The sequence below is a fragment of the Loigolactobacillus binensis genome (assembly GCF_005405165.1).
Classification (GTDB): domain Bacteria; phylum Bacillota; class Bacilli; order Lactobacillales; family Lactobacillaceae; genus Loigolactobacillus; species Loigolactobacillus binensis.
In genome coordinates this window covers 1-14,268 of the sequence record NZ_BJDN01000028.1, presented here as the reverse complement: position 1 = coordinate 14,268, position 14,268 = coordinate 1, and the positions used below count along the sequence as shown (strand labels likewise).

Annotated in this window: 7 protein-coding genes and 1 CRISPR repeat array; of the genes, 1 reads left to right on the top strand and 6 read right to left on the bottom strand. The window is 38.0% G+C overall.

Annotation, left to right across the window (positions count from 1 at the left end; all coding sequences use genetic code 11):
• Positions 1–2: 2 nt before the first annotated feature.
• Positions 3–3,270: direct repeats of the CRISPR family, unit length 36 nt; unit sequence GCTATTGATTCCTTCAGTTTTCAGCTAAAATAGATC.
• Between the two features lie 52 nt (positions 3,271–3,322).
• Genes cas2 through cas9 form a run of 3 tightly spaced genes read right to left on the bottom strand, consistent with a single transcriptional unit; the run spans position 3,323 to position 7,912 of the window.
• Positions 3,323–3,646: a CRISPR-associated endonuclease Cas2 gene (gene cas2, locus FFM78_RS11375; RefSeq protein WP_137638541.1), complete on the bottom strand. Its 324-nt coding sequence runs from the start codon at positions 3,644–3,646 to the stop codon at positions 3,323–3,325.
• Positions 3,639–4,544, bottom strand: coding sequence for a type II CRISPR-associated endonuclease Cas1 (cas1, locus tag FFM78_RS11370; RefSeq protein ID WP_137638540.1), 906 nt, complete (start codon positions 4,542–4,544; stop codon positions 3,639–3,641). The genes cas2 and cas1 overlap by 8 nt, the downstream gene beginning before the upstream one ends.
• A gap of 2 nt (positions 4,545–4,546) precedes the next feature.
• Positions 4,547–7,912, bottom strand: coding sequence for a type II CRISPR RNA-guided endonuclease Cas9 (gene cas9, locus FFM78_RS11365; RefSeq protein WP_137638539.1), 3,366 nt, complete (start codon positions 7,910–7,912; stop codon positions 4,547–4,549).
• A gap of 469 nt (positions 7,913–8,381) precedes the next feature.
• Here cas9 and FFM78_RS14010 point away from each other — a divergent pair, with 469 nt between their 5' ends.
• A complete protein-coding gene (locus tag FFM78_RS14010; RefSeq protein ID WP_223877064.1) occupies positions 8,382–8,873 on the top strand; it encodes a transposase in 492 nt (163 codons plus the stop codon).
• Between the two features lie 443 nt (positions 8,874–9,316).
• On the opposite strand, the gene FFM78_RS11355 is transcribed toward FFM78_RS14010, so the two are convergent.
• The 3 genes from FFM78_RS11355 to FFM78_RS11345 all read right to left on the bottom strand — a co-directional run bounded on the left by FFM78_RS11355 (position 9,317) and on the right by FFM78_RS11345 (position 13,897).
• Positions 9,317–10,114: a ParB N-terminal domain-containing protein gene (locus FFM78_RS11355; RefSeq protein WP_137638538.1), complete on the bottom strand. Its 798-nt coding sequence runs from the start codon at positions 10,112–10,114 to the stop codon at positions 9,317–9,319.
• 10 nt (positions 10,115–10,124) lie between these two features.
• The gene (locus FFM78_RS11350) at positions 10,125–10,925 is read right to left on the bottom strand and encodes a ParB N-terminal domain-containing protein (RefSeq protein ID WP_137638537.1); all 801 of its coding nucleotides are present in this window, start codon (positions 10,923–10,925) and stop codon (positions 10,125–10,127) included.
• 200 nt (positions 10,926–11,125) lie between these two features.
• Positions 11,126–13,897 carry a DEAD/DEAH box helicase gene (locus FFM78_RS11345; protein ID WP_137638536.1) on the bottom strand — a complete coding sequence of 924 codons (2,772 nt, stop codon included), beginning with the start codon at positions 13,895–13,897 and terminating at the stop codon, positions 11,126–11,128.
• Between the last annotated feature and the right edge of the window lie 371 nt (positions 13,898–14,268).

Here is a 14,268-nt window from a genome sequence, read left to right as displayed (position 1 = left end):
TGCTAATTGATTCCTTCAGTTTTCAGCTAAAATAGATCCACAGATTTAAAGTCACCTGTGATCTCGGAGCTATTGATTCCTTCAGTTTTCAGCTAAAATAGATCAAACGTTGATTGAAGATGCTATCAAGCATAGCTATTGATTCCTTCAGTTTTCAGCTAAAATAGATCTCGGTATTGGGTTTGGTGCAATGCAACACCGCTATTGATTCCTTCAGTTTTCAGCTAAAATAGATCAGCGACCTTCTGCGGACTCACATAATTTGTGCTATTGATTCCTTCAGTTTTCAGCTAAAATAGATCTTATGTAGTACAAACCGGAGAAACTTTAATGCTATTGATTCCTTCAGTTTTCAGCTAAAATAGATCCTGATCCATAAACAGTTGATTATTCATGGTGCTATTGATTCCTTCAGTTTTCAGCTAAAATAGATCTACTCATAGTTAACATAGTCCCCCGGAATGGCTATTGATTCCTTCAGTTTTCAGCTAAAATAGATCTACTCTTTTAATGGCAAAGAAGATAGCGTAGCTATTGATTCCTTCAGTTTTCAGCTAAAATAGATCCCGATTTTCTGGAACATCCGCAAATTGCTCGCTATTGATTCCTTCAGTTTTCAGCTAAAATAGATCTCACGTAGTCCAAAGGATGATGTTGAGTTAGCTATTGATTCCTTCAGTTTTCAGCTAAAATAGATCAATGATGAGTTGATTGCCGAATTACAGGGCGCTATTGATTCCTTCAGTTTTCAGCTAAAATAGATCTGGGGCATCCTGTTGTGCTAGAGGTTGACCGCTATTGATTCCTTCAGTTTTCAGCTAAAATAGATCTTGTCGATCCAAGCTAAGCAAGCAATCGTCGCTATTGATTCCTTCAGTTTTCAGCTAAAATAGATCCAAGAAAGCGAACAAGAATTAATTGATGAGGCTATTGATTCCTTCAGTTTTCAGCTAAAATAGATCCAAAACGAGCGCAATCGGATGACACCACCGCTATTGATTCCTTCAGTTTTCAGCTAAAATAGATCGATTAAGGCATTCATCGCCGTTTGATTTTCGCTATTGATTCCTTCAGTTTTCAGCTAAAATAGATCGGACGAAATATGCAATTATATGTACTCGACGCTATTGATTCCTTCAGTTTTCAGCTAAAATAGATCCTGGTGCTTTTAGCGATATGTACAACCAAAGCTATTGATTCCTTCAGTTTTCAGCTAAAATAGATCTGGAGCTATGGTCACGGTGCCAGCGGTTATGCTATTGATTCCTTCAGTTTTCAGCTAAAATAGATCTATCCATTTTTTTCTAGCCGATACATCGACGCTATTGATTCCTTCAGTTTTCAGCTAAAATAGATCAAGTGGTGGTGGCTTATCCGAATTAGCTGGGCTATTGATTCCTTCAGTTTTCAGCTAAAATAGATCGTCTGATTGACAATACCGTCTTGGTTGATAGCTATTGATTCCTTCAGTTTTCAGCTAAAATAGATCTCAACCAGAATAACATCGGGGGCATGACCCGCTATTGATTCCTTCAGTTTTCAGCTAAAATAGATCGCTGCTGGTACCGAAGGTAAACCGATTGGTGCTATTGATTCCTTCAGTTTTCAGCTAAAATAGATCTGTTAAAGAGATAAAGAACACAGATTCTAGCTATTGATTCCTTCAGTTTTCAGCTAAAATAGATCTAAAGTAATCTTGGCCCTTACATCTGTGTTGCTATTGATTCCTTCAGTTTTCAGCTAAAATAGATCGGAGTAGCATCCATCCAATACTATGCCACTGCTATTGATTCCTTCAGTTTTCAGCTAAAATAGATCCGCTAAAGTCACCGCAAGTGATGTGACAGGGCTATTGATTCCTTCAGTTTTCAGCTAAAATAGATCCCGCAGCTGGTAAGGCAGCAATTAGTTTCAGCTATTGATTCCTTCAGTTTTCAGCTAAAATAGATCGACGAGTTAAAAAGGAAGCAGCAAGAACTGGCTATTGATTCCTTCAGTTTTCAGCTAAAATAGATCCGCGGTACCAAAAGATGGCGACGTATTGTCGCTATTGATTCCTTCAGTTTTCAGCTAAAATAGATCATCACTATGACGATCCAGCAATTACTCAGAGCTATTGATTCCTTCAGTTTTCAGCTAAAATAGATCCAGCCACGCTAACTGCTCAGATAATTCGATGCTATTGATTCCTTCAGTTTTCAGCTAAAATAGATCCACGCCTAAGGGCTTAGTTATTGATAATGTGCTATTGATTCCTTCAGTTTTCAGCTAAAATAGATCTTAACTAAATTAATCAGTGGTTTTACTGCGCTATTGATTCCTTCAGTTTTCAGCTAAAATAGATCACAAGTGGATTGATCATCAACCGCTGATAGGCTATTGATTCCTTCAGTTTTCAGCTAAAATAGATCCAAGCACAACGTACGGAAATCGAACAAGGCGCTATTGATTCCTTCAGTTTTCAGCTAAAATAGATCTCATTTTCTAAAACACCAGAGGAATCATCAGCTATTGATTCCTTCAGTTTTCAGCTAAAATAGATCAGAACATGGTGCTTAAAGGAAAAGAGGCTGGCTATTGATTCCTTCAGTTTTCAGCTAAAATAGATCCTTGCTGACGATACTTAGCCCATTTTGTGTGCTATTGATTCCTTCAGTTTTCAGCTAAAATAGATCCATTCTGCGCTTAATTGCCGCAAGTTCCACGCTATTGATTCCTTCAGTTTTCAGCTAAAATAGATCCGACAGCAAGGATTTCAGCAATAAGCTAATGCTATTGATTCCTTCAGTTTTCAGCTAAAATAGATCGCTAATGTGCAACATGACTTATTAGTAGCAGCTATTGATTCCTTCAGTTTTCAGCTAAAATAGATCAAATCGCTTAATAGATACTTCTAATACAATGCTATTGATTCCTTCAGTTTTCAGCTAAAATAGATCGTACGAGCAGTAAAATAGCCGGCACTAAGGGCTATTGATTCCTTCAGTTTTCAGCTAAAATAGATCCTATCTAAATTAATTGATTGTGCCCGCTGGGCTATTGATTCCTTCAGTTTTCAGCTAAAATAGATCCGGCTACTTCGATCATGCCTTTACCACCCAGCTATTGATTCCTTCAGTTTTCAGCTAAAATAGATCCATATGCTAGTTATCAAACCAACACCATGAGCTATTGATTCCTTCAGTTTTCAGCTAAAATAGATCAAAAACCCATTCGCATATACAATGCCCTCGGGCTATTGATTCCTTCAGTTTTCAGCTAAAATAGATCCAGTGTACCAAAAGAGCCTGATATCACGCAGATACCGGGCTCTTTTGCCTGTCTAAAAAGTGGTCATCTGCCCACTGTCTAGTTTTTCTTCATTAGGCAATGGATCACCTACTAACAGACGCATTTCGTCGAATTGTTTCTCAGTTACAACTAACAATCTTACTGACCCTTTTTCGGGCAAATTATCATCGAGCCGTAGCTCATACTTTTTGGCCATATCATAGCCATTAACGATACGATAATAGACAGAATATTGCATCATCACGTAGCCTTCGCCTAATAAGTATTGCCGGAATTTTGCTGCTGCACGACGATCTTTTGCTTTTACGACTGGTAAGTCGAACATCACTAATAAACGCATATACTTACTACTCATACTCATGCGCCACCAGTGGGATAAGTTCCGGCAACTTTAACCCTGCGGCAGAATTTTTGCGACAACAAGTTGTGTATGACGATACTAATTTATGAACTGCATTGCTCAATGAGTGAAATTCCCCATCAATTCGAACTTCGGTAAATAATAGTTGAAACAACGATTGTTTATTAGCCGGTGTTAAGCCACCCTTTAAATCAGTTTGATGTTCATAAACCCATAAATCTACATAGGCCCGAAATGGTTCAATTAAATCATCCGCCAAATTAAATGGATTTAACTCATTCTTATGAAAAACGCCCAGCGCTGGTTCAAAACCATAGGCACAAATGTCGCGGGCAATAATGCCACGGACAATTGCGTAACCATAATTCAATGCACCATTCAAAGTATTATCTTCATTACGCCGATTAAATTGATCACCAAAAAGTCCCATAAAATAAAGTCGTGCCGCACGTGATTCTTTGAAAGTTTTATCCCCTTCAGTCACTTGAGTGGCCAAAAAATTAAGTTCGGCCACATTCCTACAATGATTTAACTCTAAAACCTTAGCCTGATTTTCAATTTTTTGTTTCATCAATTTTTGCCACAAACGTGCTTTGGTTTTAGTCCGGACATGTAATTGTGCCTCCAGCGCTTCTAATTTATGATAGTACTGACCTAATGGTAAAACCACTGCACACGGCAAATGTTTCTGATCACAAGTGAATACGGCCACTTGATGTTCTGCTAAAAAAGATAGGGTCGGCGCTGTAATCGTGCATTGTTTGTGCTCGATCATAATACTGGAAATATCCTCTACAGGAACCGTATAACGCTCTTCTTGTTGAATCACCAACTGACTTTTGGAAATACTTAGACGCGCTGGATTCTGAATGTACAAATTTCGAAATGCCATAATCACTCATCTCGCTTAACGAACAATTGGCGTTTCTTTTCGTGAACTTTATGGTAACGACCAAAATAATCGACTTGGTATTTTTCAAATGTTAATAACCCGGCAATACCGATACTCCTAGCAGTGTAGGAACTATCATGTGCCCGGACGGTTATACTAGCCGTAGATATGTCTGCTCTATCAAAATAACCGTAAAAATTTTTAATTTTTTCAACCATAGCATTATTTTCTTTATCAGCATATCTCGGTTTAATTCCCGTTTTAGACTCTATATGCACCATATCACCTGGATACAAAGAGAAACAGAACTGATCGTCTCCAGTAATTTGATGCCAATCTGAATGTGGTTTAAGCGCAACTACTGCTCTATCCGGCAATATCCGCTCAACCGTATCCTTAATATAAATTGGCACAAACACAAATTTCTTACCAGTATTAAAAACATCAATCCGCACCATCGATCCATTATCCGCCGCGGCCTTATTCTTCAATCGGACCGGTAGCGAAATCTTCTTGGCCACTCGAACTTTACGGACTAATTTTTTAGTGCCATGATCCATATATTCTAAATAACCATCTGGAAAGGCTAGCTCTCCAGAATTTTCATGTTCCGCCAGTTCTTTTCTGATTGCCGAATAAACGACTCGATCACCGTTGTTACTATTTTCAGGATCGTAAACACCGTCCCCGGTAGCAATCTGGCCTTTTTTATTTATCTTCAATTTAGCAATGCTAACTCGACTCAGCACAATACCTTTTTCATCAAATAATTTAGCACTACGAATCGTATCTAAATGCGCTGGCCCCGAAATTTTATGGTTAGCTAAACGCACAACAAAGACTGGCTTTAACTTAGCAATTTCAACTGGTGTGTAAGTATTCCAGCTCTTGCTTTTCATCATTTCTGCAGGATTATCAGAGATCCGTGCTAATAATTCATCACGAAATTCCGGCCACGGTAATGGAAAACCGTTGAAAATCTTATTAAATAAATCTGCATCCATCCGCTGTGCTTCGGCCGCATATTCGGCATCCTTGATCTCAGCATCATGCCACAAAGCGCGATTATTTTTAACTTCTTGATGTTGACTATATTTAGTAACTTGCTGGATAAAACGAGGTGTGATTGCCGCAATAACGGTTGCATCAACCGCATGATGCAAATCACCATCTTCACGCACCTTAAGAAAGCCCCAACGACTACGAATTTTCGAAGTGACTTCACCATTTAGCGGCAATACATGTTGCTTTTTCTCTAACTCTGGATTAAATTCAACCGCTTGCCGAAAATAATTATACAGTACACGGGTAATAAAACGCGTGTCATTAATATTACGCTGCTTCCAATCCTTTTGTTCCTCATCACTCAGTTTCTGCTTCAACAGTTTCTGTCGCTTACGTGAATTGCGGATAATATTGTCAGCTACATTAGTTAATGCGTTTACTCGCGCCTCGTCATGGGCTAAATAAGTCATCGGAATTCGATTACCCTTTTCGCGATTACATTTGGCACTAGTCAACACTTTATTGGTATAGCTATCATCCCAACTAATACTGTACGGAATAATATGATCAACTTCGTAACTCTCACTAAATGCGCGTTCAAAGGGAATCTGAGCCCCAGTATAGGGATCAACACCGTTCTGTTCTTTGTGTAATTTATACCGGATGATATTTTGCCCATTAACTGGAATACTTAATTCTGTTAACTCAGCAGCAATTTTATCGTTAGTTTGCCGATTCTGATCTTGCCGTTTTTGTGTTTTCCGTCGTTCATCGAAACTACGACCTAATTCACGAGCCAACTCAATATTGATGCCATCCGGTTTGCCATAACGCCGAGTAATTTGTTCAACCACTTTGATTGTTTTGGATACTGCCCGTCGAACGACTGGATTGGTGATTTCTTCACGAATCGTATCCTTTGAAATTTTCTTTTTACGAAAATCATAACCGGCATTAGTTGTCGCTTCACTGTAAACTTGACCCATTTCAAGATAGGGAATAATATTTTGCATCGATTTGATCGATAAATGACCAAACTTAGCAAAATTAAGCGGTAAAAGTGCTTCAATCAACTCGGTTGGTAAATTTAACTCCTCAGCAAAATAGCGCCGACGCCGTTTATCGCTTGAATATAACGTTAATGCTGTCCCAATATGATCTAATAATTGGCGATTTTGCCACATTTCTTCTGGCAATACTTTCACTAAATCGTGATAAGCCTTGAAATCAACAAACCTGGTCTTCTTTTCAACGGTTTCAATTTCCTTTTGTGTTTGCAAACTACCATAATTAACCAAATTAAAACGCGCATCATCAGGTAATTTTAGCAGTTTGCGTAGTTCCCCAAAATCGGTTGGTTTATACGTTTTTGTCGGTTTTTCAGCTTTTGCAAATACTGCATCAATAATTGCCTGCCGATCAAGACCATTTAGTGCACGCCAAGTATCGCCAGTCGTATTCTGATAATTTAGACTAGTCATTTTCTGCAGCAAATTAAAATATTGAAAAGTATAAGTCGCCTTAGCCGCACGATTCTCAGTCGGTTCAAAAATATCTTTACCCACCATTTTTTTGATCTGATCGCCTGCATAAGGACCAGCTCCAGGGCCTTCATCAAAATCACGCTGCGCTTGAAAAATACCCGCATGATCTTCATTGCCCAATAAATACGCCGCATAAAATTCGTCGGTCAGCTTTTCATTACCTAATTCGCGTTGTTTATCTAAAATTTGCTTAATCTCATCAATTAGCATTTGTCGATTTGGTGTGCTTAAATAGCCATCATTATAGCCTTTATTACGTTTATGATCGCTATACTTAGGATCTTTTAGATACAGCTCACCAACTGTTCGATAACCTTTTTCAGCAATATCTTTTCTAATTTCCTCAATTGAATTAAGAAGCCGGCCCATTTGCTTTTTATCAGCTTCATTATCTGGATTCAATTCAGATTTACGATTAGACTTAAATCCCCGATGGCCAACAAAAAAGTACAGAACGTGGAACAACTCACTATTGGTTAGGCGACGATCAAGACCTGCTACCCGAAGTTCATAGACTGAATGCTCAGTCTGTGGCGTCACTAAAATTTGTTCAATCTCGGCTTTAGACAACAACCCACTATGTATAAATAACTGCTGCGTGCGTTGTTTGCGAAATTTAGTTCGCCGCGTACGCCGCCGTAGTCCCCGTTTGACCCGCCGCGGTTCTGCCAATGACGCTCCCGTTTGTGGATCTTCGGCTCGTGGATAAATCACTGAATTTAGTGTTAAAATTTTATATGGTAATCCGTTTTTATCAGTTTTTAAAACAGCATAACCAGTTGAAGCGATCCCCACATCTAACCCGATACGATAGCCCATAGTATCAACTCCATCTCTTTAATTTACTTCAGTTTAGCATAATGATGGCGGTTGCAGGAGATGATTACCAAACAATTTTTAATTTCAATCAGATTGTTCATCATAAACGCTACAAGCAAAAGAATTTAGTTCTTTCTAACCTCCAACGATTAAGTTATCATTCTTAAAGAAAAAAGATAGAGGCTGTGACATAAGTTTCAAAAAATAAATGGCTCAACTGAAATCATTCGTGTTTTTTTAACATGATCTAGTTGCTGGTAGCCTTATGCCACCAGTCGCCATCCGAAAATTACGTGATTTGCTACGTTAGCGGTTTAAACTAACTAACTTTACTTCAAGCGAAAAGAATCGATTTCAAAATTCATTAACGGTTTCTAACATTCAATTAGCTAGTATGGTTTCCGACACTTTCGAAAAAAGTACGTCCGAGATTATTAAGTGTATCCTAGAAAATCCGTTAGAACCCGATGTGGATCTACCAAATCTGATTCATAGTAGCCTGAAGAAAGAATTACCAGAATTAGAATTAGCGATCGCTGGTGTCATTACGCCTGAGCTGGCAGAGAAAATGAAGCTCATCAAGCAACACTATGAACAGCTGGTTGTGAATAAACAAGCATTAAAAACAATTATTCTAGAACTGGCTAGGCCTTATGCTAAAGAAATTGAATTGATCCAAAGCACACCGGGTTTTGGCAGTTCCATGATATCATCAATTAGTGTCATTTCAGAAATTGGTGTTGATATAACTAAGTTTTATTCGGCCAAATATCTTTGTTTTCGGGCCGGCTTAACGCCAACTAATAATGAATGTGCGGGTAAAAAGCACCCTGAAATTCGCAATCACGATTTAGCGCTCAAGAAACGGCGCGGCCATAGACGAGCAATAATTACCATTGCCCGGCAATTATTAACCGCAATTTATCACATGTTGCGTGAACATGTGCCTGCATGTGATTAAAGAGCAAAACCGACCAGCACGTACAATGACTGTTGAAGCCGCGATCCAATTTGCAAAACAGTACGGCTTTAGTGTGACTGCTTGAGGGAGGATCAAATTCTGGATTTTACCCACCTTTATTTAGGTCAGCCCTTTTTTAATTAAGTTGACTGCCAATATCTGTTTTTTTCAAATTTTTTCCTCCTTGTACTCAAATTAAAGGAACCTATAGTTCATAATTGAAATCAACTGCAACACCTGTATGCATCAATAAAAGCTTATTAACACTGCTTCTCTAAATAGCTAGTGCACCTTAAGCAATTGATTAAATTTTTTATTGTTGACTGAGAATTAGAATCGATCCAAAATAATTAGATAGACACTTTGATAATCAATCTAGTTACCTATAATTTTGAAAGAATGGCACAGCAGCTGCTAACTTGTTTAAAAACCAGTGGCAAAACCTAAATACTTTCGATATTGACTAATGCTGGATCCATTTGGTCAATAATCTCTACTTCATGCTTCTTAGTTATTTTATACTTAATTTTATCTTTTTTCTTTAATTCAAAATTATATGCGTTAAGAAACTCTTTTAAAATATCATCAAATTTCTTTAAACCCAAAAGATGCCAAGCAAGTTGTTGGCCATTAGCACTTTCAATGAGCCAATCATTGTTGAATCCTTTTAGCGAAGCCAAATTAAAATACGCTTGAAAAACATAAATATGTGATTGAACTCTGGTTATCTCTAAAAACCTTTCAAACACATTTAGAATTTCACTAAAAGCCGGTTCGTTCCACACATGGAACTTTCCCTTTTTAAAGTCAGCTACGTAATTAGCCTTTCGTTTTAGATATCCTTGAGAACAGATAATTAAATCCGTTGTGGCAACATGATGATTTTTAATATAACCAGCAATAATTTTATAATCATCATTTTGTTCTAGCTGGATATATGAATGTGTATAGTCATTCAAAGTCCAATTTTTAGCCGTCGAATTCAATTCAATAATTTCATTTTCGGCATTCTGTATCGAAAACATATATGGTACCGGTTTTTCACTCATTTTAGCAGCTTCGTACCTATGCTGACCGTCAAGAATCTCAAAATTTTTGTTAACAATGATAGGTTTTAAAACGCCATTCTTTTGAATTGATTTTGTCAAGATTCTGAAATTTGTTAAGCTCCTATTCCCCTCCATTCGCTTAAACTTACCGTAATTCGAGGTTATATAGATATTTCCAATTTTTCTGTTCATAGCTCTCTACCTACCACTTTACATTCTTAATTAACTTATTATTTAGCTTAGTCAAGATTATAGGATTCTCTCGCCCATTCAGTTCGTACTCAATTGCATTTTTAGAGCCTTCATGTAAACCAAGATTATATCTTTTTAAAAGGTGTTCAAGAACTAATCCTCTTGTTCGCATGCTCTTAATTTCATTAATTTGAGTAACATTTAATCCATGGTGTAAACGCGCAATGCTAAATCCCTCACTTGCAAAGATGATTAAAAATGCAAAGAATAGGTAAGAAGTGTGCGTCAAAGTAAATTCATTCAAAAACTGATTATATTGTTCAAGAAAATCACTAAACACAGCGTAGTTTAAGAATTTAAAACTGCCGTTTCTAACATTTATTGTTCCGCTAGGCCCAGTATATCCTTGAGCGGCTCCAGATAAAGCCGATAAAGATAGATATGGGTAACGTTGTGAAAGCTGTGCTAGCTTCTCATATTCCGATGTTTGATCATTAACATACTTTGCGACATAATCCCGTAGTCGCCAAGCATGTGTTGTTGAATTCATTTCAATAACATTTTGAATGTCTACTCCTTCTATCACTCGATAGGGTACCTGTTTATGTTGTCGCTTGGCGATTGCCAGGCGATGTTGGCCATCCGCCACTGAACCATCTTCTAATACATCTATTGGTACTAATATGTTGTTGTCCTTAATCGACTTTTCTAGACCTTTGTTAATTTCCTTGGCATCTCGATTGCCATTCATATTATGAAATCGTTCGTATTCATCCGTCAAATAAATACTGCCAATTATTTTATCGCTCATCTTAGTTATCCTCCAATATCAGTTTGCTATTACTGACTAAGTTTTTCATTTTAATTATTCATGTAAACGCCGATCTAATCTTATCATGTTATTTAACGTCACAGAATACTTCTAGCTTTAAATTTAGAACCTATTATACCTTTAGCCAAAAATATAGTTTGAAAGAACACTCTATCAAAACATAATTTTAAATCACTAATTCAATTACCCACCCGGTTAATTAAATGAACAAATTGCCGCACCAGCGTTTTATTTTCAGCCCTTAGCGCAACCCCACGATTTTGTCGAAATCCAATATCCGAACTGATCCACAATACTTGCTCGTTCATAACGATGCAGTTAGGCAAATTATGATCGTACAAAATCTGTGTGACATTATCAAACGCCCTTAATTGTTCTTGTTGCGCTGGATCCAGCTTATTGGAAATAACCGTAACTAACGCTGCCTTCGGTAATTTCAAAAGGACATCCTTAACCAGAAAAGAAGAAAGTCGATTACAACAAATAATAACCTGCCGTGTTGCGAGTATGTCTTTTACGATACTTTTCTGATAGTTACCCTCAAAAAACTTTAACCCTGTTTGGCGACTACGTTCATCTTCCTGGATCATATACGATAGCTTTTTGTATGCCTGCAACCTTTTACGATACATTCTGGCAAGCATAGGAATAAACACATCAACAAAGTCATAAACTCGTAGCTCATTTTTAACACCTAGCTTACGCTGCATTCGCCCTAAATATTGCTCAATACTACCATGCCACGAATTAGGCATAGCCAACATGACTGTGTCAATTGAACCAATATCCAATCCTTCCCCCGCATACTTAGCGGTTGCCACGATAACGTACGCAGTTTTCGTTCGATTGATGAGCTCAATTGTAGCTGTATTATCTTTCGCCCCTTGCGCACCATATAATACAAAAACGTCCGTTACAGTTTCCCTTAGCATTTCTGCAAGCTGCTCAACGTGTTGTACTCGATGCGTCAAAATAAGAATATGCCGCTTCTCCGCTAGATTAGCTTGTACATCCCGATATAGACTCTGATCACGCTCATGATCATTGGCAATTGCCTCGTAGTTCTGATTAATTGTATTTGCTGCCATCTCTAAGGTACTCATACCTAAACTTGTGAAACGTGGAATTACGACCCGTTTTACAGTTAAGGCATACTTCTCATCAATTACTGGTGTCTCATACAACACCTCGCCAAAACGCATTGCAATAATCGGTTCTTGTCCATCTCTACGAATGGGCGTTGCTGATAAACCTAAAAGATACTTTGCACTGATTCGCCGAATGATTTGATCATAAGTAAATGCAGGCTCATGATGGACCTCGTCAAAAATCACCATCCCATAATCGTTTAATATTTTACCGCTTTTTTCGTTATCCTTGAAGGATTGAATTGTGGCAACATCGATGATTCCGCTCCGATTATGTTTATTGCCAAAAAATTGGCCAATAACAGCTTGCTTACGCAGCCTTCCTGTTGGCGTTCGGTTAACGATTAGTGGCTTATCTGTAATTGTTAAAAATTGCGTTAAACGGGTTACCCACTGACTAGCTAATTCCTTATTATTGACGAGAATTAAAGTACTAACACCGCGTTGGGCAATGACCTTTGCAGCAATTACCGTTTTTCCAAACCCAGTTCGAGCTGATAATACACCCGATTCTTTAGCCAAAATTGCTCGATATGCAGATTTTTGATCTGGGTATAGCTGACCTTTAAAAGAAGCGTGAATCAGTTGTCCGCGATTGGTTTGATCGATCAGTTTCATTTTTGGCATTGCACTTGTTAATTGTGACTCTAAACCACGTGGTAAAATTAGAGTTTGTTGTTCACGATATTCTTCAAAAAGACTAATAATCCGCGGCGTATTATACAGTGATAGCCGCTTTTGCTGTTTTTCGTAAAATTTAGGATTTTTAAATGATGCCAGCCATTTTAACTGTGCAATTTGGTGTGCCGTCATTTCCGCTTCACTAATGTATAACGCATCTTTACGAATCACTGATACTAACTGATCAGTTACTATTGTTTCATTCAGCAAATTTAGTTCCGCGGTACGATCATCATCAAATAAACGAAAAGTTACCTGCGAAGCAAAGCTATCCAAGTACTGATCTACCGTCAATTCATCTAAAGTCTTTACACTTTCCAATGCCGCCCACTGATCACTTAATGGCTTGAATGCAGCATCAATAAAAACGCTGTTGTTACTCTTTCGTCGCGCTCCCTGTAGTGGCCCGGCAATCAAATTTCCTAGCTTACCCTCACCAATCAGATCCTGACTAGGAAATAAACGATCAAAGGCTGTGAATGAAAGATTAGGGTTGATCGCCATTGTTGCTTTCAGGATTGCATCACCTAAATGCCGCGCTTTGACTGCTGCAATCGGCTGCGTAAAAAATAGCCACAAATGCCCGCCATTTCCTGATTGTGAGCGTTCCGTCAAAATCGGAATGTGATATTTATGACAAACTTTTTGCATAGATTGTACGATATCCATCCAATTCTGTTTATCAATATCAATCACAAGGTACTTCGTCGTATTGTCAGGATACATCGGATAGAACCCTAAAAAGATTTTGCCTTCTAGATGCTTAACCAACGCCTCATCGGTCAGTGCGATCCAATGATCGAGCAAGGGCCGATTATTTGCAAATTCTACTACAGGCGCATAAACGTCTTTTTGTTGTTTCTTGTTAAAGTAGCGTTGTGCGTAAGCATCAGTACGACCAACAAATCGTTTTCTATAAAGTGCTACCCGTTTAGCCAATACCGCTGCCTTAGAACCGGTCTCATCTAACTCTAGAACTAGTTCCTTTAACGGGCATGAAAAATAATTCATCGCGCCTGGAACATGATAGACAACGATTTTTCCTAGTTTCTGCCGGCTTGTATCCTGCGTGATAGCGGCCACTTCATATACCTGATTATTCAGTCGGAACTGCTTTTTCATTCAACATTGCTCCTTCGAGTTCTATATTGCCGTATACTTAAATTTCTGACAAGCTTTTGACGCCTTTTTTCACTTTTTTTTCAAAATAAAAAAGGTTACAAATTGTTGTCATATCAACACAATTCATAACCCACTACATAGAATTTTACTTCTGTAAATTCACTATTCCAGTAAAAACTTTGTCAATCGATATTATATCCACTAAAATAGAGACAAAAAGTAATGTTCTAACAAACCGTCTGCTCGGGATGTTATGAATTGTAGGGAGTGTACAATATCTTGTGTAAATAGTAATTGAAAAGGGAAGACCTTCCCCGTATGATTAAATCGCCAAACATAATCAACGGAGGTCTTCCCCATGGATCAGTTTA

Coding starts and splice junctions, on each gene's coding strand:
- cas2 (WP_137638541.1), bottom strand. CDS start 3,646: ATGAGTAGTAAGTATATGCGTTTATTAGTGATGTTCGACTTACCAGTC.
- cas1 (WP_137638540.1), bottom strand. CDS start 4,544: ATGGCATTTCGAAATTTGTACATTCAGAATCCAGCGCGTCTAAGTATT.
- cas9 (WP_137638539.1), bottom strand. CDS start 7,912: ATGGGCTATCGTATCGGGTTAGATGTGGGGATCGCTTCAACTGGTTAT.
- FFM78_RS11355 (WP_137638538.1), bottom strand. CDS start 10,114: ATGAACAGAAAAATTGGAAATATCTATATAACCTCGAATTACGGTAAG.
- FFM78_RS11350 (WP_137638537.1), bottom strand. CDS start 10,925: ATGAGCGATAAAATAATTGGCAGTATTTATTTGACGGATGAATACGAA.
- FFM78_RS11345 (WP_137638536.1), bottom strand. CDS start 13,897: ATGAAAAAGCAGTTCCGACTGAATAATCAGGTATATGAAGTGGCCGCT.